The following is a 22823-nucleotide window of genomic DNA, read 5'->3' on the forward strand; positions in this document are numbered from 1 at the left end:
AGAATGCAAAATGACACAAACTTTTTGACACAATATGTTTAAAAAGTAACAGAATAAGACATACTTTGAATATTAAGCAAACAACAAGCATCTAAATACCAAATAAATGCGAATTATTTATTAAATAAAAAGAAGTAGTAAAACAGAGTCGAATAAAAAGATTTAATAAGAGGCTTTAACAAAATCTTCAGAAGGCTTTCTTCCAAATTGCTGAGCATATTTTGAAGTAAAATAACTTAGCTTGGTATAATTTAGTTCTTGAGAAATATCCAGCAATGAATCAAACTTGCCACTTTTAAGAAGTTCACTGGCTAGAATCATTTTTTCTCTTACAAAGAAATTATTCGGGGGACTAATAAACATTTTTTTAAACAAAGACATATATTTTGAAACTGACATTCCTGCCATATCAGCCAAAAATTCAACTCCAACAAACCCTGTATATAAATTATCCAACAAATAATCTTTGGTAGTATTCAAAATTTCCGCCTCTCTTTCTGGTATATGATGAAGCATGGGTGCAAGATTAGAATACCGATCGATAAATGTTGCCAGTAATCTAAGCGCTACTCCTCGTAAATATATTTCAAAAGCAGGATCCAGAAAGGATTTACTTTTAATAGCGTGCATAATGACCTTGCTTTCACTATCTATATGATCATAAAAAAAAAGTGTGTTTTTTCCGCTTTTTATTTTACGCTTATTAACATCTTTTATAGCTCCGTTTACAACCGAAAATTTTAATAAATCCTTAGCAACCAATAATCGCATCGCAAAAACCCTTTCTCCCACAACAGGTTGAAAAACCTTATCGATAGCATTATCAAATACTCCTAAACCTAAATTTGCTTTATATCCTATTTTATGTTTTATCCCCTGAATATGAATCAGATTCATCTCATCGCTAAAATCATAATGAATTATATATAAAGCCTCATCGGATTTAAGTTTTCTTATAAGAATAGTTTCTTTAAATATTAAATCCCAAATTACAACAGATAGTCCAGGAACAACCTCGGTATAGTAAAAACCTCCATCTCCAACTTTTTTAGGCATCTGCAAGAATTTATCATCTATTAACTCTGCTCCAAGTTGCTCAATAAGTTGTTTTACAAGTTGTTTTTGCCATACTGATGTTAAAGTATAAGTGTGACTAATTTCGATCATTATTGCAGTTGTTTAATAAAATCCTTTGGAGACATTCCGAATAATTCCTTGAACTTAGCAGTAAAATAAGAATTGTTGGTAAAATTTAATTCATGTGAAACTTGAGCTATCGTTAATTGTTTTTCATGTAAAAGTCGTTTGGCTTCTAAGAGTTTATTGGTTAAGAAAAAAGAATTAGGAGTCATTCCTGTAATCTTCTTGAATAGGCTTTTATACTTTGATTCGGACATATTTGCCTCTTGTGCCAAGAAATTGATACTTGGAAAGGTGTAATTTAAGTTTTCGATTAAATAGGCTTGTGATTTTATGATACTCCCCAAATCAATCTCATTGACAGTGTCGACTACAATCTCATCCAGAATCATTTTTTCTATATATTCTGCCAGAAGATTTTGTACCGTACCTCTTAAGTGTAGCTCAAAAGATCCATCCTCAGGCTTCTGAGCCTTTAAATTCATCAAAAGATTATAACTTTCATTAGTCATCCTTGTTAATTTAACTATTGTATTAAGCTCTGGATTAAAAATATCATCTGCATGATCTTTTATAGAAGGGTTGTTTTTAAAATACCCTTTTATCACTTCTTTTTTTATAAAAATACAAAGCGAAAGCACCTGACTACCTGATTTAACAAAGTAATCATGATATAAGCTACTGTCTACAAAAGCTAAATTATAATTCCACCTGCCAATAGGACTCGATAAACCATTTGATACAAAAACAGCTTCTCCTTCGGTAAGATTATAATAAACACCAATAAAATCATCTGTTTTATTCTCTTGCCTGTAATGAATGTCTGAATGATACAAAACATCCAGATAAAGTGCTGAGATTCCAAAGTCACAACTTAAAAAATACCTATAACCTGTATGAATATGATCTGGTACCACAATAAAATTACCATCAACCTTTCCTTCAAGTTGATTTGCCAGGGGCTCTACCCAGTCCAACTCTACCCCGTAATGATGTGTGATTTTCTTCATGAATTTTTTACTTAAGCCTTTTACAAAACAAAGTTGGTTTTGCGTTAATTTAATTTCAAAAAACCTCCATATTTAAATGAAAAATCTAATGGATTGTATTTTATTAATCAACTATCGCGGGGCAATGATAGAGTCAATACTACTTAATCTGGTTATTTATCTTCTATTTCTAAAAAACCAGACTGCAAAATGAAACAATATTTTCGGCTCAATATGTTTAAAAAATATCAGATTAAGACATTTTTTAAATGCACTACGTAAATATAAAAATTATTCATACAAGTATTACAATAAAAAAAGAGCCCTTAAAACAAGAGCTCTTAAAGTAATGACCTGATACAACACCTCTTATTCATGAAGAATAAACTTTATTGATACCCGAAATTATTAAATTAAGGTTATTGAAAATACTTCATTGGTGTTGCTCTTAAATATTTTTTGAAGAATTCGATAAAAGCGCTATCACTTGAAAATTCGAGAGCATAAGCCGTTTCACCAACATTTTTACCTTCTGCCAATAATTCAATTGCTTTTTGAAGCCGCCATTGTTGCCTCCATTCCTGATATGACATGCCAGTCTCTTTTAAAAAGATACGACTTACTGTTTTTTCGCTTACAAGAGCATCTATGGCTAATTTTTTTAAAAAAGGTGGTAACGATTCTCCTAGATTCCAATGTTCTACAAATGGTTTAATTCTTAAATCCTGAGGAACTATTAATGTTAGGTTTTCTTTTGCTGCACTATAAAACTCTTCCCAAAAAACCGATAATACATTTTTTTGCAAATCAAAAGGCATATCCCATTCCCAAAAAGAGATTTTTTCTATTATCTCTTTTAATAAATTATTTACATTCAAAATTGTTAATCCTACAGGTACTTCCGGAAACAAAACGGTATCAAAATATATAGAGCGATAAGCCACAACATTTCGAGTAATGACCCTATGTGGAAAATTTGCAGGAAGCCATACTCCCATAGTGGGAGGCAAAATACTTTTTTTGTTTTCACTAATAACTGTAATACAACCACTTGGAGCATATAAAAATTGTGCCTTTTCATGTTGATGCAACCCCGAATCATGATTAGTAAAATCTGATGCAATACCAATAACTGATACCTCTAAATCATCAGGATTAAAATAACTGTCTTTTAAAATAAATGCCATTTGTCCTTATTTTGATGTTTTTAGTCTTAATGTCGTTAATAAGATACTAAATCATAAAGATACTTTTGCTAAAAATAAAAAATAATTACAATTGAACCACAATGAAAAAGAAACCAACTATAACTATATTGATTGTTTTAATAATGTTTCCTCAATTTGTAGAGACAATTTATAGCCCTGCGCTACCAAGTATAGTCGAGCAATTTGATGTTAGTAATAAAGAAGCGTCCCAAACCATATCAATATATTTTATCGCTTTTGCACTTGGAGTTGTATTTTGGGGCATCCTATCTGATAAAATTGGAAGGCGGAAGTCTATGCTTTCTGGTTTAATCATCTACACAATTGGGTCAATTCTTGCCATATTAGCCAGCAATTTTAATATAATCCTAATTGCCAGAATAATATCGGCTTTTGGAGCAGCAGTTGGTTCTGTAGTAACACAAACTATCCTCAGAGATATTTATGATAAAAAAGAACTTGGGAAAGTATTTTCGATAGTGGGAATCGCACTTTCCATTAGTCCTGTCATTGGGCTTATAACTGGAGGAATAGCTGCTGAAAAATATGGACATATTGGAGTTTTTTCAATTCTCCTGCTACTAGCTTTTATATTGAGCTTGATGTCCTTTAAATTTCTTCCTGAAACAAAAAATGATTCAGTAAACAAGCTTAACTTCAAAACAACCCTGATTAAGTTACTTAATGATAAATCTATTTGGTTAAACACCTTTTTAGTTAGTGCCTTTAACATAATGTTATTTAGCTATTATTCGCTTGCTCCATTTATCTTTGAAAAATTAGGATACAATTCAACTCAGTTTGGATATAGTGGGATTATCTTAGCGATAAGCTCTTTTATAGGTAGTATGATAAATAAAAAACTGATTCATAATAACATTTCTGCTGATCGTCTAATTCTAATTGCGACAATAATTGCATCTTTAGGAAGTTTAGGAGTTCTATTATTACAACAAAGTTTATACTTTTTAATACCTATGATGCTAATTATCGTAGCATATGGTCTGGCAATTCCAAATATATTAAGTCAGGCTCTAATTAAATACAGAGATGTTGCAGGTACTGCAGGTGCTTTATTTGGGCTAATGTATTATGTTCTAATAGGAATTGGGTTGGCTATTTCTGGATTAGTTCAAAATTTTGGTTTAATACTCATCACATTATCCTTACTTTCTATTTTGTTTGCGATTAAAAATAAGAATCTAAATCACTTAAATAAATAGACTTTTACCCATAAAAAAAAGCGATTCTCAATAATGAAAATCGCTTTTTATTTATTCTTTAAACGCTAATTAGCTTTTAATCCAATTGATAATTTCTGGATCAGTTGGCAATGTTTTAGGAGAGATTACTTTTACTAATTCTCCTTTTTCGTTGATTAGGTATTTCTGAAAGTTCCACTCTACTTCTGAATCTTGCACTCCGTTTTTAGATTTTTGAGTTAAGAACTTATATACTTCGTTCATATCATCTCCTTTTACCGAGATTTTGTCCATCATAGGAAAAGTAACACCGTAATTTTGTTGGCAAAAAGCACCAATTTCTTCATTTGTACCTGGTTCTTGTGATGCAAAGTTATTTGCAGGAAACCCAACAATTACAAAACCTTTATCTTTATATTCTTTGTAAATTGCTTCTAAATCCTTGTATTGTGGTGTTAATCCACATTTTGAAGCTGTATTTACAATCATTATCTTTTTTCCTTTTAAAGAAGCAAAATCAAACGGATTTCCTGATAAGTCTTCTACTTTAAACTGATAAATGGTTTGTTTTTCCATGATATTTTCGCTTTTACTGTTTTTATTTTTTTTATTTTGTGCTTGATTCTGACAGCTAAATAAAAACATAACTCCACAGAATAGAAACAATATATTTTTCATAATTAAATTTTTTATAAAATTAATCAAATTTGATTTACCTGATTTCGTTCTTCACTTTATTTTATGATGAACAATTGTTAATTAACCAAAGAAGCCTAACGCTATAAACGTTAGGCTTCTTTAATAAACAAATTAAATTATTTTATTAAAATTTGTATATAATTCTTCCTTTCATAAAAAAGGGAGTTCCTGGCGTAAAATGTATTTCTTCGACACTTTCTGGCTCATTTTTTAATCTCGATTCCGTTGCAAACTGGGTTTCATTCCATGCTGTATTAAATAAATTATCGATTGAAACTCCAAAAGTGAATTTTTTATAATCATAATTCACATTCATATCACATACAAAATAACCTGCGGCAACAATAGAATTATCCTCATTGGCAGGACGATTCTTTAAGTAACGGTAACGTATTCCTCCCGAAAACCCGTTCCATTTATGAAAACTTAATCCTCCTGTTGTTGTAAAATCTGGTGCTAACGGAATATAGTTTTCTCCCTTAGGTTCATCAATACTACGGGCATAGGTATAATTTCCATCAAAATCAAAATACAACCATTGGTTTAATTGGTAACGCAACCCTAAATCTGCTCCCATACGTCTGGTTTTTCCACTTGGCTCAACAATTCCTGCATCACCAACATACACAAACTCTTGTTGTAAATATAAATACCATAAAGCCGAGTTTACGATTAAATTAGGGAATGGTTTCCAGATTGTTCCTAAATCTGCTCCAACAGAAATAGGTAAAATATCTGTTCCTTTATTAGCCACTACTACCCTGGTATCGTTAGAGTGAAAACCAACTCCTGATTTAAGATAATATTGCAAATTATTGTTTTGAGTATAAATAAAATTAAGCTTAGGCGAAACTCTCACTTTATTCTCTGATTGTGTTTTGTAATCTGTCGTTAACTTATCCTGATAATTAAACTTAAAATAATCGATTCTTACAGCTGGGTTTATAATTAATTTCCCAATGTTTATCTCTGAGTTTAAATAAGTAAAAAGATTAGACTCATCGATATCTCCTAACTTAATTTGTTCTAAAACGGTTCTTCTGTTTAGTGTATGCGAAAGTTCAGAATCGGTTGTAGCGTCACTACGAAATCCAACTCCCCATTGAAATCCTAAATCTAATTTATCTGTTTTAACCTTCTTGTTCAATTCAGCATTCATTCCATAAATATTTCTATTTTCTTTTTGCTTAATCTGATCGCCATTTACTGGGTCATTTAAGAAAAAAGTAAAATTCGAATACAATTCAAACTCATAATTAGTATAAAAAGCATTGGCTTTTAAGAATGTATTTTCGTCAATTATTTTATGAATAGAAGCATTAAAGTTTGTTCTAGATGTGTTTCCTCCTTCTGTATCATCTACAGATCCAAATCTCGAAATTATCCCTTGATCTACCAATCGTTGCGGAATTTGCCCTGATGCATCCCATTTGCTCGAAAAACGTGAGGCTAAAATCGATATTTTGCTATTATCATCAAGTATCGCCGAATATTTCCCTAATAAATTTACTCTATTAAAGTTTTGAGGAGAATCAAAAGGGCCATCGGTTATAATATATTCGGTAGCAATATAAGCGCTTTGCTTTTTTTGTTTTCCTAGTAAGTCAAATAAACCAACAGTTCTAAAGGTATTAAACTGTCCTACTTCAACACCAATACTACTATTTTCTAGTTTGTCTTTGGTTTTAAAATCAACATATCCTGTTGTTGCAAAATCGCCTTTATTGGCATAATATGCTCCTTTACCAAAATCTATTTTATCTACCGTTTCGGGAATCACAAAATGCAAGTCTGAGTATCCTTGTCCGTGTGCATGCGAAACCATATTTACAGGCATTCCGTCAACCGTAATTGCAATATCGGTTCCGTGATCGATATCAAACCCTCTTAAAAACATTTGCTCGGCTTTTCCTCCTCCAGCATGCTGTCCAATAAATAATCCAGGCACTTTACGTAAAATTTCTTGCGAAGAGTTTACTGGAGTTACCTCCAAATCTATCTTCGAAATCACATTCATTGCTAGTACTTTAGGCTGAATTACAACTTCATCTAATTTAAAACTATCGTCTTCTAGCGCAATTATGATATCCGAGTCAGTTATTGTGTAAGTTGTCTTTTTATATCCCAAAGCACTAACCTTTAAAACATCTCCAATGGTAGATTTCTCGATACTAAAATTTCCAATTTCGTTAGTATGTGCGTGACTTTCGGATTTTGCATTAAAAATATAGGCATTTTCAATAGTGTTTCCATTTACATCAACTACAATACCTTTTAAAATTTGACTGTAACTTTTTAACCCAAAGGTCATCAGGAGTATTAATAAATATTTTTTCATTGGGGAATTTTATAATCTGAATTATTTTTGCATGCAAGATTTTGAATTGATTATTCTTACATTTTTTTTGGCAAAAATATTCTTTTTATAACTCATCGCCAAGTCGAACTTTAATTTAAAACTTTAAACGATATTAATAACTCAATTTTAAGCCTTTTGTGGTTAAATCTAACTTTTGGTGATTGGAATTTTGAAGTAGAATGCAATTTAATTAGGAAAAGGTTTCCAAATTCGTTCCTTCGTCTGCTCTGTAGAAAATGGCAAAATATTATCCCCCATATTTACCATTACTATCCTAAATACATTAGAATGGAAACCTATCCCTGATTAAAAACAAATATTTAAGTCTAAATTATCCCCCATTCAGACCTTCATTATTTTGTATATACGAGATTGGTTTGAGTTTGGTTTTAAAAAAATAAAAAAATGTAATATTTTATTTTTCATGCATTTAGAACCTTTTCTTGTTAGAAATAAATTACAATTTCTTTAAATTTTTGAATTATATTTATACCAACTTTAACAATATTCCCCATTTATAAACTAAAGTTCATGCGTTTATTCACCCAAAATCTATAGAATATGAGTCAAGAAGAGTTATTAGTATTAATTTATAAGAAAGACGAAAAAGCTTTTACACATCTCTACGATATGTATTCCAAAAGTTTATTTGCTGTAATTAATGTTCTTATAAAAAATAGAGAAGAAGCCGAAGATGTACTTCAGGAAGTATTTGTTAAAATTTGGAAAAACATCGATTCTTACCACGAAAGTAAAGGTCGATTTTATACCTGGATCCTTAATATTGCCAGGAATACATCAATTGATAAACTCCGATCAAAAAATTTCAATAACAGTCAAAAAAACCTTTCTTCAGATAATTTCGTACATCTACTTGACGACAGTAACAAACTCGTCAATAAAATAGATACTATTGGTATTCATGAGTTTGTAAAAAAACTAAAACCTAAATGTATTGCAATAATTGATTTATTATTCTTTAAAGGATATACGCAACAAGAAGCTTCAGAAGAGCTTGCGATGCCTTTGGGAACTATAAAAACGCAAAACAGAAATTGTATTAACGACTTACGAATTTATTTGAAATTATAATGGAAACAAAAGAATATATAGAATCAGGAATTTTAGAGCTTTATGTTTACGGATTACTTACAGAGTCTGAAAGCATAGAAGTGGCCGCAATGGCTAAAAAACATGACGAAATTAATGATGAGATTATTGCAATCGAAAAAGCAATAGTAGCATTATCCTCAAGTTTTTCTCCTTTTCATTCGGTAGCTAATTTTGAAAAAATTAAAGCTAAACTAGAACTTAAACACGGCAAAGTTGTCGATATGAAACCAGCTTCTACTTGGTCTCAATATGTTGGTTGGGTAGCGGCTGTACTCTTCTTATTAGGTTTTGCTTATCAGTATGTGCAACTTACCCAAACTAAACAAGCAATAGAAGTTGTAGGTAGTGAAAAAGATAAATTAAAAAGTGAATATGCGCTCTTAGACCAAGAAAGCAAAATCACCGAGAAAAACTTATCGATTGTAAGGGATATAAAAAACACTGGAGTTACACTGGGCGGACAAGCAGTTGCGCCACAATCTTTTGCCAAAGCATATTGGAATAAAGACACTAAAGTAACTTATATTGATGCTGCTGGATTACCAAAACCTCCAAAAGGAAAAGTATATCAGGTTTGGGCTTTAAAATTAAGTCCTGTACTTACTCCTACTAGTATTGGTTTGTTGACTGAATTTGACTCTAACAATCAAAAAATATTCAAGGTAGAAAATACTGGTTATGCCGAAGCTTTTGGAATCACACTCGAACCTGAAGGCGGAAGCCCAAGTCCTACAATGGATCAATTATATACTTTAGGAAAGGTTTAAAAACCAACTTATTATAAAAATTTAAAACGCATATTAAAACAAATTAATATGCGTTTTTTTATTATTTTTAAAATCTAAACTAACCAATAACTAAACCAATTTATGAACAGTACATTAATCTTAAGAGTTGCAGTTGCGATTATCTTACTTACACACAGCGTTTTCGGAATATTCGACAATGGCATTAATAATTTTGGGAATCTCTATTTAAACCAAATTGGGTTTGCTCCTTTTGGTGTATTTCTTGCCTGGTCCATAAAACTATCGCACATTGTAGCTGCTGTACTTTTGCTTATCAATAAATACATCAACTTTGCTGCAATCGTTACTATTTTAGTTCTTATTATGGGGATTATTCTGGTTCATTTTCAAGAAGGATGGTTTGTTGTAGGTGGCGGAAGAAACGGAATGGAATATAACTTTTTACTGATTTGCGTTTTACTGGCAATTATGTTTCCAAAAGGTTTTTTTGGAGGTTCTGAGAAATAAAGGTTCAAAGGTACTAAGAGACAAAGGTTCAAAGGTTTTTTAAAGGAGCTAAGGTTTTGATTTGCAAAGGTTCAAAGGTTGCATAGTTTGCACATAAAATAATCACAATAGCTTTGCGAACTTTACGTAAAACCTTGTGCCCTTTGCGATTAATTTTTTTACACAAACTATGCAACCTTTGAACCTTTGTCTCTTGGTACCTCAGTACCTTATAAAAAAATCAATCTAAATCTGAAAAACCGAACTCTTCTTCCATCTTCAAAAAGTCTTCTTTAGTTGGAGTTGAGACAAATAAGGGATAATCTTCTGATAAGTTCCCATTATCATCTGTAAAATACCAAATTAGCTTTCTGTCATTTTCATAAATAATCCAGTTATTATGATCTACAACTTTTTGCCAATCTTTAGTGGTTATCTCTTCTATAAATTCTGTTAACTCATCCTGATCCATGTCATAAATTGCACCCGAAAACGGATAGCCACCTTCTGCGCATTGTCCGTACATTATCATTTGTAAAAAATCTGAAAGCAATATTTCTTCTGAATACCATACCGCATTATCTATACTTTGAGTTTGATAAACTAAAGTATCTGCTGTACTAACGCCCCAATAACATACGTTCTGGTTTTCTTCTAGAAAGACTAATTTTTCATCTTCATAAAACAAATCTTCAGGTTTTAGAAATCGCTGAAATGAAGACATAAAAATATCCAATTTACCTACGGTAATATAAAACTCTTTCAATATTGCTGGTATTGATTGTCCTAGTTTCGTTTCTGCATTTTCAATTGTTTCTACATCAAATCCGTCATTGTTTGTTAATAAACGCCCTAATAATTTTTCGGCAATTTGTCTTATCATATTTTTTGAATTAATAATATCTATATATTTTTTAGTCTATGAATGATCTTTTTAAATCTGTAACAAAAATACTTAATTCAGAATTTATTTCTCCCCCAAAATAACTACTATTATCGCCTAAAATCGATTTAAAGAATGCTGTTTTTCATACTCACCTTTTTAAGTCTACACACATCAATACAAACCAATTATAATAAATTCTTCTTAATTTTATTTATTTTTTAAAATCTATATCGTAATATTGCAATATAAAAATATGACAATGGGAGCAACTAAAACAGATTTCTTTACAGACAACCAAAACGAACTTGCTATTCTGGCAAAAGCATTGGGTCACCCTGCAAGAATTGCCATTATAGAATACTTACTTAAAGTAAATGCATGTATTTGCGGTGATATCGTAAACGAATTACCCCTATCGCAGCCTACGGTTTCTCAGCATCTTAAAGAGCTTAAAAATGCTGGTTTAATAAAAGGTAATATCGAAGGAAACGCTATTTGCTATTGCATTAACGAATCGGGATTTGAAAAAATTAAAGTTTTTTTCCAACATGTTGAAACGCATTTGGAGAAAAGAAATAATGAATGTTGTTAAATATTAAAAATAAAAATTATGAAACTTTCAGAAATTAAAAACATCTTAAAAACAGTTGAAGCTATTAATTTTCAGCTTCCAAATGGGACTTTTGTACCCGAATATTTTCACGTAACTGAAGTTGGTTTAATAACCAAGAATTTTATCGATTGTGGCGGGACTGTTCGCAAGGAAACAGTTGTAAATTTTCAGCTTTGGGATGCCAATGATTATGAACATAGGTTAAAACCACAAAAACTGGTTCATATCATCGAACTTTCGGAAAAGGTTTTAGTCCCGATAGCTATCGGGATCGAAGATTTTGAAATTGAAGTTGAATATCAAGATACTACTATTGGCAAATATGATTTAGGTTTTAACGGTAAAGATTTTGTTTTACTAAACAAACAAACGGCTTGCTTGGCTCAAGATCAATGCGGAATTCCATCTGAAAAACCAAAAGTTCATCTTTCGGATATATCAAATCAATCTAGTTCTTGTACTCCAGGCGGTAGTTGTTGCTAATCTCATAATCTCCTAAATATGAACATACTATTCCCAGAAATCGAAAACACAATTCGTTCTTTTGATTTCAAATCTATTACCAATGAACGAAAGAATGCTTTGCTGCCTTTAATATTTTATATACAAGATAGAGTAAATACGCTACAAGAAATTAGGCTTGTTTTTATTTGCACTCATAATTCAAGAAGAAGTCATCTGGCTCAAGTTTGGGCGCAGACTGCAGCGGCACATTTTGACATAAAAAATGTTATTAGTTATTCGGGAGGAACTGAAGCCACAGCTTTGTATCCAATGGTAGTAAAAACATTAGAAAAATCTGGTTTTAAAATCGAAGCTATTTCTGAGGGGAAAAATCCGGTTTATTCCATAAAATTTGCATCGAATGAACATCCTATTATTGGATTTTCTAAATCATTTGACGCTAGTTTCAATCCCGATAGCAAATTTGTGGCTATCATGACATGTTCTCAAGCCGATGGTGATTGTCCATTTATTGCTGGTGCCGAGAAACGAATTCCGATTACTTATGAAGACCCAAAAGCATTTGATAATACACCTTTACAACTTGAGAAATATCAGGAGCGCAGTTTGCAAATTGCTACCGAAATGTTTTATGTTTTCTCACTAATAAAAAAATAATATGTCTGCAAATACTTGCGCCCCTACTATCGAAAGAAAGAAGCTAGGTTTTCTTGATCGTTTTTTAACGCTTTGGATTTTTCTTGCCATGGCAGCTGGGGTTTCAATTGGTTATTTTGTTCCGTCTAGCGGAGATTTTATCAATTCTTTCTCTAGCGGAACTACCAATATTCCGCTAGCAATTGGTTTAATACTTATGATGTATCCTCCGCTAGCAAAAGTGAAATACGAACTCATGGGTGAAGTTTTTAAAAACACTCGTGTATTGGGTGCTTCTCTTTTTCTTAACTGGGTTGTAGGTCCTTTTTTAATGTTTGGTTTGGCTTTATTATTCTTAAATGGTTATCCTGAATATATGATTGGCTTAATCTTAATAGGTTTAGCCCGATGTATTGCAATGGTTGTTGTATGGAATGATCTTGCTGATGGAAACCGTGAATATGCCGCTGGTTTAATTGCGCTAAATAGTATTTTTCAGGTTTTGCTTTATAGCATTTATGCTTGGTTTTTTATTACTGTTTTACCTCCTTATTTTGGATATACGGGTTTTAATGTAAACATATCCATTGGTCAAATTGCCGAAAGCGTTGGTATTTATTTAGGGATTCCTTTTGCACTTGGTATTGGTAGCCGTTATATTCTTATTAAGCTAAAAGGTATCACCTGGTTTGAGAATAAATATGTGCCTGCAATTTCCCCTATTACATTGATTGCTTTGCTTTTTACCATATTAATCATGTTTAGCCTAAAGGGAGAATTAATTGTACAAATCCCAATGGATGTTATACGAATTGCTATTCCGCTGGTTCTTTATTTTGTTATAATGTTTGTATTTAGCTTTTTTACAGGGAAATATTTTGGTGCCGATTATTCTAAAACTACTGCAATTGCATTTACAGCTACTGGAAACAATTTTGAACTTGCGATTGCTGTTGCCATTGGGGTTTTCGGAATCAATAGCGGACAAGCTTTTGCTGGCGTAATTGGTCCATTAGTCGAAGTTCCTGCTTTGATTGCTTTGGTTAATGTTGCTTTTTGGTTTAGGAAAAGGTTCTTTAAAAAAAGGTACTGAGGTTCTAAGTTGCAAAGGTCCAAAGGTTGCTTAGTTTGTGTACACTCTTGATCACAATAATGCTTTGCGCCCTTTGCGTAAACTCTGCGCCCTTTGCGGTTGTTTTTTTTTACCGCAAAGGGCGCAAAGTTTTTTACAAGTACAATTCTATAAAATCGCAAAGCACGCAAAGCTTTGTGTCTTAAACTTTATACTCTTTGTAGTTGTTTTTTGCACGCAGATTTAGCAGATTGAGCAGATATGTATTGCTTGTTTTATCATGAAAACGAATGTCCTAGCCCTGATGGGAACGGCATCCTTTTTATTTTTTCTTTAAAAATAAAAAGATATAGTGTCCCGATAACTATCGGGAAGCAGGAAATAGCTTCTAATTTTAGGAATAAAGATACTAAGTAGCTAAGAGGCTAAGATTCTAAGTTTTTTTTACCGCAATGAACGCAAGCTTTTACGCAAAGTTCGCAAAGCTGTACTGTTACTAAGAAAAATGCTAAATAAAAAAAGGTTCAACTTTGCAGTTGAACCTTTTTATGTGAATTAATAATCTGTTATTTTTTATAATACTTGCGGTATTTTGGGTATGTCACGGCTCCTATTAAGGTTATTGCTGCTAATGAATACCAAATCCAGTCTAGTGAATGTGCTTCTCCGCTTGCGTATGAATGTAATCCTACTAAGTGGAAGTTTACTCCGTAATATGTAAATAAGATTGAGATAAACGCAAACATACTCATTAGGTTAAATATCCATTTTCCGCGTAAGGCTGGTACAAAACGAGCGTGAATTACAAATGCGTAAATCATGATACTAATTAATGCCCAAGTTTCTTTTGGATCCCATCCCCAGTAACGTCCCCAACTTTCATTGGCCCATTGTCCTCCAAGGAAGTTTCCTATGGTTAGCATAATCAATCCGATTGTTAATGCCATTTCGTTGATATAGGTAATTTCCTGAATGTTTAAATCCATTTTGGCTTTATTGCTCTTATTGGTAAAGAATATTAATACCAACGATACAAATCCTAATATCATTCCTAATGCAAATGGTCCGTAACTAGCAACAATTACTGCTACGTGTATCATTAACCAGTATGAGTTAAGAACTGGCTGTAAATTGGCTATTTCTGGGTCAATCCAGTTCATATATGCTGCCATTAGGATCATTGCTGTTACAAATGCTGATGATGCTACGGTAAGCTTAGATTTTCTGTCAAAAGCCAACCCGAAGAACATTGTTGCCCAAGCTACATATATGATAGACTCGTAAGCATTACTCCATGGTGCGTGTCCCGAAATGTACCAACGTGCTATTAATCCTAGTGTATGTAACCCAAATAAGGCTCCAATAATTATATGGAAAACATTAACTGTTATTCTTAATGACTTTTTCTCGAAGAAGATATTCAGAATTGTAAAAATAAGCATCAGGATTGAAGCTGTAATATACCAATACGGAAGCTTTTTAAACACATCGTATTTATTATACAATAACTCTGATGTAATTTTCTCTTCGCTTGGTCGTACTTTACTTCCAAACTTCTTCTGGAACCCATTAATACTTTCTAGTAACTCATCAGCTTGTTTAAAATCTTTGGTTATCGAAGCGTTGTTTAAAGCAGCAAAATACATTGGTAGTATTTGCTTTACGTACGTTTCGTCCATTCCTTTTAAACCAGCATTACTAATCTCAAGGTATGAAATCCATTTATTGTTTGGATCTTTTGGTATCGGGAAAATCTTAAGCATACTTCCGCTTAAAGCCGATTCCATAAGGTTTACTTTTTTATCGGTTTCGATAAAATCTTTCTCAAATTGATTCGGATTTGCTGCTTTATAAGCCGCATCTAAATAAGGTGATAATTTATAGTTTCCTTTTTCGTCAAAAAACTTAATAAAAGGTGCAAATCCTGCATCTTTATCAACTCCTATAATTTTACGAATACTATCATTTCCTGATTTTATGTATATAATCGGGATCTCTATCCAAACCTGTGCGTATTGTGTCATTGACAAAAATACTTGGTCTGAATTCATTCCGTTATACGTATCGTCATGACTTACTTTTCTCAATAATTCTGATGAGAAAGTATTAATAGGCTTCATTCTTCCGCCTGCATCCTGAATAATTAAACGACCAAATTTAGCAGCATGCTCTTTTGGCGCTTTATAGATATTTATTAACGAATCAAGTTGTTTCTGACTTGGTGGTCTTGTTACATGATTTGCATGATTGTTTGGATCTGTACTTTGTGGTGCATGCTCATGTTTATGATCTTTTGCATGGTCATGATTTGGGTCTGTACTATGTTCTGCATGATCGTGGTCATGGTCGTGATCATGTTGCTCTTGTGCAAATCCGTTAAAGCTCAACATTAATACTAAAATAGTAATTAGTTTTGCTTTTTTATTTTTTACCACTTCTAGTTTGCGTTTTAAGTCGGCAAAACGAGAATGTTTGGTAAACATGATTGCCATTAACCCGAAGAATAACATAAAATAACCTAAATAGGTGATATTAGTTCCCCAGAAATCGTGGTTTACAGATAATACTGTTCCTTTTTCGTCTGGATCAAATGAAGATTGAAAGAAGCGGAATCCTCTGTAATCTAATACGTGGTTCATATAAATTCTGGCATCAAATGTTTTACTTGAATCTATAACGGTAACTTTGCTTTCGAACGAAGAATAACTTTTCTCGGTTCCTGGATATTTCTGAGCAATAAAATCATTCAGTTTAACCTTAAATGGCAATACGTAAGCTTTACTTCCGTAGAAGAATGTATAATCGATATTTCCGATTTTAACTGTTTTAAAGTCTCCTATTTTACCTTTAGACCCTAATAAGGTTACTTCTTTTTCTTGTCCTTCGGCTGTTAATTTTACAATTAATGCGTCTTCGTGGGTTTTTGCTTTGTAATCATTATTAGATTCGTAAGCAATAACTCCTTTTACGGCTGGATCTGGGAAAACAATTCGGATATCGCCAATGCTGTATAATGAACGCATCATTAATGGCTGTACATTATCTTTGGTTACTTTTCCTTTAAGTTTATCGGCCATACGCATAAAATCTCCTTCAAAAGGGGTTTGTATCGTATAGGTTTCGCCTGTTGTATTAATATTGATAGCTCCGTCTGTAGGTTTATTTAATGCAAACAGAACGTTGTGTATGTTTTGAACTTCTCCGTCTTTAAGAAAATGCTCTTCACGTCCGCCTTCACCAGCTTCTACAAGTTTTAAATATACGATTCCGCTAGGATCTGGTTTTATAACCTCTTTTGCTCCCATGATAAAATCCTTATACTCAACTTCAAATGGAGTTTCGTTGAATTTACCCGAAATACTAAAATCGTTATCGGCAACTGGAGATAATAGTAAGCTTTTCTCGAAAACACGGCGTTTCATCTCGCCTTTGTACTCTCCATCGGCAAAAATGGTAATGAATGTTTTATCTGAATAGATTTGATTTTCGGCAGCGCCTTCGCGTATTGGCATCATTCCTTCGTAACTAATGTAACGTGTTATGAATGCTCCTAAAAGGATAAATATAAAAGCCAAATGCACCATTAAGGTAGCCCATTTTTCTTTTTTGTGTAATTGATATCTTTTTATGTTTCCGAAGAAGTTAATTAAGAAGAAGACCATTATGACCTCAAACCACCATGCATTGTAAATAAAAATTCTAGCGGTATCGGTATTGTATTTACTTTCTATAAAAGTCCCAACTCCCATTGCAATTGCAAATGTTAAAAAAAGGACAGCCATTAATCGTGTAGAAAACAAAAAGGAGAATATTTTTTTATCCATTATTGAGGAATTACATTTTATAAAGTGGCACAAAAGTACTTAAAAATGTTGATTCAGATATTCGTGGATTTGTTAATAATATCCAAAATAAAGTACTCCAACAGTCATTAAAGAACTATTTTTCCTGCAAAAAACACTTTCTGTACGAACTTACTTTGTAACGGGAGTCCTTTAAAAAAAAATGCTAATTTTGCAATATGATTAAAATAACACTAATTGGCTCGGGAAATGTGTCCCAACATTTAATAAATGCTTTCGCAAAAAGTAGTGCGATTGAACTTATTCAGGTGTATTCCAGAACAAAAAAAGTGATATCTCCTCTACTCGATTCTAGCAAAATTGTAACTGATTTGGCTCTTTTAAAAGAAGCCGATTTGTATATTATTGCTGTTTCTGATGATGCTATTTCTACTATTTCAGAGCAATTACCTTTTAAAAACAAACTGGTTGCTCATACATCAGGAACTGCTCCATTACAAGCAATTAATATAAAAAACCGAAGTGGCGTGTTTTATCCTTTACAAACATTTACAAAAAATAAAGAAGTCAATTTTAAGGAGGTTCCCCTTTGTCTGGAAGCAGAAAACAGAACCGATTATTTAGTACTCGAAAAGCTTGCTAAGATCATTTCGAATGCAGTATATCCTATCAATTCTGAACAACGAAAAGCATTGCACGTAGCTGCCGTTTTTGTAAATAATTTCACCAATCACCTATACCAAATCGGACAGGAAATTTGCACGGAACATAGCGTTTCTTTCGAAATCCTTAAGCCTTTAATAGCCGAAACAGCTAATAAAATAAATACACTTTCTCCTATTGATGCTCAAACTGGACCTGCAAAACGTAAAGATGCAACAACAATTAAGGCTCATTTAAGTTATTTATCTGATGAAAATCAAAAAAACATATATACATTACTAACAAAATCTATACAAAATAATGGCAAAAAGTTATAAAGAAATAATGAACGACATCACTACTTTTATTTTTGATGTTGACGGAGTACTTACTGATAGTTCGGTTTTTGTAACCAATGAAGGAGAAATTCTTCGTACGATGAATATTCGTGATGGTTATGCTATGAAAGCGGCTGTAGAAAGTGGGTATAATGTATGTATTATTTCTGGCGGAAGCAATGAAGGCGTACGCGTACGATTACGCAATCTTGGAATTAAAGATATTCATTTAGGGACTCCGGATAAAGTTGAAACGTTTAAAGAATATACTGAATTATATAACATTAATCCTGAGCACGTATTATACATGGGTGATGATATTCCTGATTATCACGTAATGAAATTGGTAGGATTACCTACTTGCCCGCAAGATGCTAGCCCAGAAATAAAAACAATTTGTCGTTATATCTCACACGTAAAAGGAGGAAAAGGTTCTGCACGCGATGTAATAGAACAAGTTATGAAAGTACAAGGGAAATGGATGGAGCATTTTAACGGAAAACACGATTAGAGTCTTAGTATACAGTAACAGTGTTCAGTATCAATCTACAGTGCCTATATTATATATTAAGAATTGAGTTTTACATTATAGACTTCGTAACAAAACCATGTAGTATATAATCTATTATTGTGATTTATGTAGTGTATAATCTAAACACCCATGATTTAAACAATATTGTAACCTTTGAATCTCTTATAAAGACGCACTGCGGTGCGCCTCTACAAAAAACCTTTGAACCTTTGCCACTTAGAACCTTTGTGTCTTTAAGAAAAACCTCAGCACCTTAAAAAAAATGAAATACCTCAAACTCATTCGCTACCAAAACCTATTAATGCTTGCATTTATGCAAATACTATTTCGTTATGGTTTCTTAAAATTGCAAAATATACCGTTGGCATTAGCCGATTGGCAGTATGGTTTATTGGTTTTAAGCACGGTTTTAATAGCGGCAGCCGGATATGTTATAAATAATATTTTTGATCAGGAAACTGACTTAATTAACAAACCAAGCGATGTTGTAGTTGGCAAAAGTATTTCTGAAACTGCTGCTTATAACATATATGTAGCGCTTAATATTACAGGAGTTGCAATTGGATTTTATTTATCTAATGTAATTATGAGACCCGGTTTTGCAACCCTTTTTATTCTAATTGCTGCCAGTCTTTATTTTTACTCTACAACTTTAAAACAAATCATGATTTTGGGCAATGTTGTTGTTGCCTTAGTATTGTCTTTTAGTGTTATAATAATCGGAGTTTTTGATATTTTTCCTGCTACAGACGTGGGCAATAGAGCACAAATGGCGAGTATGTTCTCTATTCTTTTAGATTATGCCATATTTGCTTTTATAATTAATTTTATACGTGAGATTGTAAAAGACATCGAAGATGCAAATGGCGATTATAATCAAGGGATGAAGACATTACCTATTGCAATTGGCACAAGCCGAACTGCCAAAGTAGTTTTTGCGCTTGCAATAATTCCAATCGTTTTATTACTAATTTATATCAATAATTATTTTGTAGCTTATAATCTGTACATCGCTACATTATATGCGTTTGTATTTGTGCTGGCACCACTATTTTACTTTATAGCAAAAATAATCACTGCCAAAACCAATAAAGAGTTTCATCATTTGAGCGCAGTTTTAAAATGGATTTTATTCTTCGGGATTCTGTCTATCTTAATCATCAATCTTAATATTAAATACAATGCTTAAACAAAAATTAAAAAAATATACTTTAATACTGGCTTCGGGCTCACCTAGACGTCAGCAATTTTTTAAAGACCTGGATCTAGATTTCGAAATTAGATTAAAGGATGTAGAAGAAATCTTTCCTCCAGAATTAAAAGGAAGCGAAATTACCGATTACCTGGCTGAACTTAAAGCAGCAGCTTTTGAAGGTGAATTAAAACCAAACGAAATCCTGATTACAAGCGATACAATTGTTTGGCATAATGACAAAGCTTTGGGTAAGCCGAAAGATGAAGAAGATGCATTTAATATATTAAAATCATTATCGAATACAACTCATGATGTAATTACTTCTGTTTGTTTTAGGACCAATGAAAAATCGGTTGTTATAAACGAAACTACAAAGGTTACCTTTACAGTATTGAGCGATGAAGCCATTTTATATTATCTCAAGAACTACAAACCATACGATAAAGCTGGTGCATACGGCATTCAGGAATGGATTGGTTTTGTAGGAGTTGCAAAAGTGGAAGGATCTTATACCAATGTTATGGGGCTTCCTACACACAGAGTTTATGAATATTTAAGTACATTAGATTAAAATATAAAATTATGACAGCTTTTTTTACCGATTACGCCAAAGAAATATTTGCAACAGGAATCCTTATTGTAATAACGGCTGCGGTAAGAGTTACTATTACCCAATTGGTACGCCGATATGCTAAAAAAGAGCATTTCTTGGAGCATCGAACCAATTTGATAATTAAGTACATCCATTTACTAACCAATATCTTGTTTATAATAGGTTTATTTGTGGTTTGGGGTGTTCAAACCGATGATATTTTCCTTACCGTATCTTCTATAGCAACCGTTATTGGGGTGGCAATGTTTGCACAATGGTCTATATTAAGTAATATAACTTCAGGAATTATTTTGTTTTTCTCCTTTCCTTTTAAAATAGGAGATTCAATAAAAATTCATGATAAAGATTTCCCTATCGAAGCCGAAATCGAAGATATAAATGCATTTCACGTAAGTTTAAAAACCAAAGAAGGGGAAAAAATAATCTATCCTAATAATTTGCTTCTGCAAAAAGGAATCTCAATTATACCAGCTCATTTTGAAGATAAAGAGTTTTTTGATTAAAAAGATAACCCTGTAAGTTATATAAGCCCATTTAAGCAAAGACTTTTTAAAACTTATATTTACTTAAATAACTTATATGGTTCAAAAAAAATATTGTTTGCCTAAAAAAAGATAACCATGTAAGTTATATAAGCCCATTTAAGCGAAGACTTTTTAAAACTTATATTTACTTAAATAACTTATATGGTTCAAAAAAAATATTGTTTGCCTAAAAAAAGATAACCATGTAAGTTATATAAGCCCATTTAAGCGAAGACTTTTTAAAACTTATATTTACTTAAATAACTTATATGGTTCAAAAAAAATATTGTTGCTTAAACTCCTTAATGTGGTTTTAAATTTTAATGGGAATTTTATAAGCTGAAAATAAAAAACTAAAACGTAAAAAGACAAATAAAGCATAACATTTGTTTAACTTAGCTTTTATTAGTGGTAATAAAAGCTTTTTAACCTCAACAAATCAGTTATGGAATCAATTAAATTGCCTTTTTATGTAAAACTTGTGTGTGTTTTAATAAGTATAATTTGTATTGGTTTTATATTTGTTATAGGTAAAGACATCATAACATCAGTACTATTAGCCTTTTTATTCTCAGTATTATTACTACCCTTATTTTCATTATTGCATTTAAAGTTACGCTTTCCACATTTTTTAGCATCTATAGTTACAGTTCTTATTTTTGTACTTGTAATAATAGGGATACTCACATTTATCTCGTATCAGATTAGTGATATTGCCAATGATTTTTCTATAATTAAGAAAAATGCAATTGCCGTTTTTAATGATTTGCAGAATTTTATAAAAGCAAATTTTAATATCAGTAATGGAGAACAAAAAAAATATATTGAAAACGTTACTTCTGATTCTGTAAAAAATGGAGGAGAAAAACTAGGAACAGCATTAGGATCTCTTTCAGATGTTCTTTTGGATTGTACCATAATACCTATTTTTATCTTTTTGTTTCTTTTATATAAAAAACACTTTACCCTTTTCTTGGCTAAATTGTTTAAGAAAGAACATCATACTAAACTAAAAGAGATATTAACTCAGATAAAAGTATCGATAAACAATTATATTGTAGGTCTTATTATAGAAATGATTGTAGTGGCTGTATTAACAAGCTTAGGTCTTTATATTATTGGGGTAAAATATTTTGTTTTATTAGGCCTTATAACTGGAATTTTAAACATGATTCCGTACATAGGGATTTTTATTGCAGGTGTATTAACCGTTTTAGCATCACTTACAGGAACTCCCGAAATTTCTATAATTCTGGGAATTCTGATAGTAAATATAATTGTTCAGCTAATAGATAATAACGTACTTGTACCATTAATTATAAATACCAAGGTCGAAATAAATGCGCTATTCTCCATCATCGGAATTATTGTTGGTGGCGGAGTTGCAGGAATATCAGGAATGTTTCTGGCAATACCTTTACTGGCTATTCTCAAAATAATTTTTGACAGGATAGAATCTTTAGAACCTTGGGGATATTTAATAGGGAATGATTTGCCGAAAAAATTTAGTTGGAAAATAAAGAAAACAAAATTAAAAGAATAGAATGCCGTTTTATATA

Annotated in this window: 21 protein-coding genes; 14 read left to right on the forward strand and 7 right to left on the reverse strand. The window is 31.9% G+C overall.

What is annotated here, in order from left to right:
• Positions 1-162: 162 nt before the first annotated feature.
• The 3 genes from B8T70_RS07780 to B8T70_RS07790 form a co-directional block, all read right to left on the reverse strand.
• Complete coding sequence (locus B8T70_RS07780; protein ID WP_039114248.1) at positions 163-1167, reverse strand: helix-turn-helix domain-containing protein; 1005 nt, start codon at positions 1165-1167, stop codon at positions 163-165.
• Complete coding sequence (locus tag B8T70_RS07785; protein WP_086894514.1) at positions 1167-2150, reverse strand: AraC family transcriptional regulator; 984 nt, start codon at positions 2148-2150, stop codon at positions 1167-1169. The genes B8T70_RS07780 and B8T70_RS07785 overlap by 1 nt, the downstream gene beginning before the upstream one ends.
• 398 nt (positions 2151-2548) lie before the next feature.
• Positions 2549-3316, reverse strand: coding sequence for a helix-turn-helix transcriptional regulator (locus B8T70_RS07790; protein WP_086894515.1), 768 nt, complete (start codon positions 3314-3316; stop codon positions 2549-2551).
• A 101-nt stretch (positions 3317-3417) separates the two neighbouring features.
• Here B8T70_RS07790 and B8T70_RS07795 point away from each other — a divergent pair, with 101 nt between their 5' ends.
• Complete coding sequence (locus B8T70_RS07795) at positions 3418-4560, forward strand: multidrug effflux MFS transporter (protein WP_086894516.1); 1143 nt, start codon at positions 3418-3420, stop codon at positions 4558-4560.
• 69 nt (positions 4561-4629) lie between these two features.
• Here the strand turns inward: B8T70_RS07795 and B8T70_RS07800 are convergent, their stop codons facing one another.
• Entirely contained in the window at positions 4630-5217 is a 588-nt protein-coding gene (locus tag B8T70_RS07800; RefSeq protein ID WP_086894517.1) for a glutathione peroxidase, read from the reverse strand.
• 145 nt (positions 5218-5362) lie between these two features.
• Positions 5363-7576, reverse strand: a complete 2214-nt coding sequence (locus B8T70_RS07805) for a TonB-dependent receptor plug domain-containing protein (protein ID WP_086894518.1) — start codon at positions 7574-7576, stop codon at positions 5363-5365.
• A 582-nt stretch (positions 7577-8158) separates the two neighbouring features.
• On the opposite strand from B8T70_RS07805, the gene B8T70_RS07810 reads away from it, so the two are divergent.
• The 3 genes from B8T70_RS07810 to B8T70_RS07820 all read left to right on the forward strand — a co-directional run bounded on the left by B8T70_RS07810 (position 8159) and on the right by B8T70_RS07820 (position 9966).
• Positions 8159-8689, forward strand: coding sequence for an RNA polymerase sigma factor (locus tag B8T70_RS07810; protein ID WP_039114254.1), 531 nt, complete (start codon positions 8159-8161; stop codon positions 8687-8689).
• The gene (locus tag B8T70_RS07815) at positions 8689-9477 is read left to right on the forward strand and encodes an anti-sigma factor domain-containing protein (protein ID WP_086894519.1); all 789 of its coding nucleotides are present in this window, start codon (positions 8689-8691) and stop codon (positions 9475-9477) included. Before B8T70_RS07810 ends, B8T70_RS07815 begins: the two co-directional genes overlap by 1 nt.
• 102 nt (positions 9478-9579) lie before the next feature.
• Complete coding sequence (locus tag B8T70_RS07820) at positions 9580-9966, forward strand: DoxX family protein (RefSeq protein ID WP_039114256.1); 387 nt, start codon at positions 9580-9582, stop codon at positions 9964-9966.
• Between the two features lie 220 nt (positions 9967-10186).
• Here the strand turns inward: B8T70_RS07820 and B8T70_RS07825 are convergent, their stop codons facing one another.
• Positions 10187-10828 carry a hypothetical protein gene (locus B8T70_RS07825; RefSeq protein ID WP_086894520.1) on the reverse strand — a complete coding sequence of 214 codons (642 nt, stop codon included), beginning with the start codon at positions 10826-10828 and terminating at the stop codon, positions 10187-10189.
• Positions 10829-11090: 262 nt separating this feature from the next.
• Between B8T70_RS07825 and B8T70_RS07830 the strand changes: the two genes are divergently transcribed.
• From B8T70_RS07830 to arsB, 4 genes are read left to right on the forward strand one after another with little or no spacing between them, the layout of a single operon-like run.
• A complete protein-coding gene (locus tag B8T70_RS07830; protein WP_086894530.1) occupies positions 11091-11423 on the forward strand; it encodes a helix-turn-helix transcriptional regulator in 333 nt (110 codons plus the stop codon).
• Between the two features lie 18 nt (positions 11424-11441).
• Complete coding sequence (locus B8T70_RS07835; protein ID WP_039120050.1) at positions 11442-11927, forward strand: DUF6428 family protein; 486 nt, start codon at positions 11442-11444, stop codon at positions 11925-11927.
• An 18-nt stretch (positions 11928-11945) separates the two neighbouring features.
• Positions 11946-12566, forward strand: coding sequence for a low molecular weight phosphatase family protein (locus B8T70_RS07840; RefSeq protein ID WP_207621521.1), 621 nt, complete (start codon positions 11946-11948; stop codon positions 12564-12566).
• 1 nt (position 12567) lies between these two features.
• Positions 12568-13638 (forward strand): ACR3 family arsenite efflux transporter, encoded by a 1071-nt coding sequence (arsB, locus tag B8T70_RS07845; protein ID WP_086894521.1) that lies wholly within the window; start codon positions 12568-12570, stop codon positions 13636-13638.
• A 545-nt stretch (positions 13639-14183) separates the two neighbouring features.
• Here the strand turns inward: arsB and ccsA are convergent.
• The gene (gene ccsA / locus B8T70_RS07850) at positions 14184-17441 is read right to left on the reverse strand and encodes a cytochrome c biogenesis protein CcsA (RefSeq protein ID WP_086894522.1); all 3258 of its coding nucleotides are present in this window, start codon (positions 17439-17441) and stop codon (positions 14184-14186) included.
• Between the two features lie 197 nt (positions 17442-17638).
• Between ccsA and B8T70_RS07855 the strand changes: the two genes are divergently transcribed.
• From B8T70_RS07855 to B8T70_RS07880, 6 genes are all read left to right on the forward strand, one after another.
• Positions 17639-18400 carry a Rossmann-like and DUF2520 domain-containing protein gene (locus B8T70_RS07855; RefSeq protein ID WP_039120045.1) on the forward strand — a complete coding sequence of 254 codons (762 nt, stop codon included), beginning with the start codon at positions 17639-17641 and terminating at the stop codon, positions 18398-18400.
• Positions 18384-18911 carry an HAD family hydrolase gene (locus tag B8T70_RS07860; RefSeq protein WP_039114264.1) on the forward strand — a complete coding sequence of 176 codons (528 nt, stop codon included), beginning with the start codon at positions 18384-18386 and terminating at the stop codon, positions 18909-18911. Before B8T70_RS07855 ends, B8T70_RS07860 begins: the two co-directional genes overlap by 17 nt.
• Before the next feature lie 283 nt (positions 18912-19194).
• Positions 19195-20121 carry a geranylgeranylglycerol-phosphate geranylgeranyltransferase gene (locus B8T70_RS07865; protein WP_086894523.1) on the forward strand — a complete coding sequence of 309 codons (927 nt, stop codon included), beginning with the start codon at positions 19195-19197 and terminating at the stop codon, positions 20119-20121.
• Positions 20114-20698 (forward strand): Maf-like protein, encoded by a 585-nt coding sequence (locus B8T70_RS07870; RefSeq protein ID WP_086894524.1) that lies wholly within the window; start codon positions 20114-20116, stop codon positions 20696-20698. Before B8T70_RS07865 ends, B8T70_RS07870 begins: the two co-directional genes overlap by 8 nt.
• 11 nt (positions 20699-20709) lie before the next feature.
• Positions 20710-21243 (forward strand): mechanosensitive ion channel domain-containing protein, encoded by a 534-nt coding sequence (locus tag B8T70_RS07875; RefSeq protein ID WP_086894525.1) that lies wholly within the window; start codon positions 20710-20712, stop codon positions 21241-21243.
• 466 nt (positions 21244-21709) lie between these two features.
• Positions 21710-22807: an AI-2E family transporter gene (locus B8T70_RS07880; protein ID WP_039118667.1), complete on the forward strand. Its 1098-nt coding sequence runs from the start codon at positions 21710-21712 to the stop codon at positions 22805-22807.
• Positions 22808-22823: the final 16 nt, after the last annotated feature.

The sequence above is a fragment of the Flavobacterium sp. AJR genome (assembly GCF_002156885.1).
In the GTDB taxonomy this organism is placed as follows: Bacteria; Bacteroidota; Bacteroidia; order Flavobacteriales; family Flavobacteriaceae; genus Flavobacterium.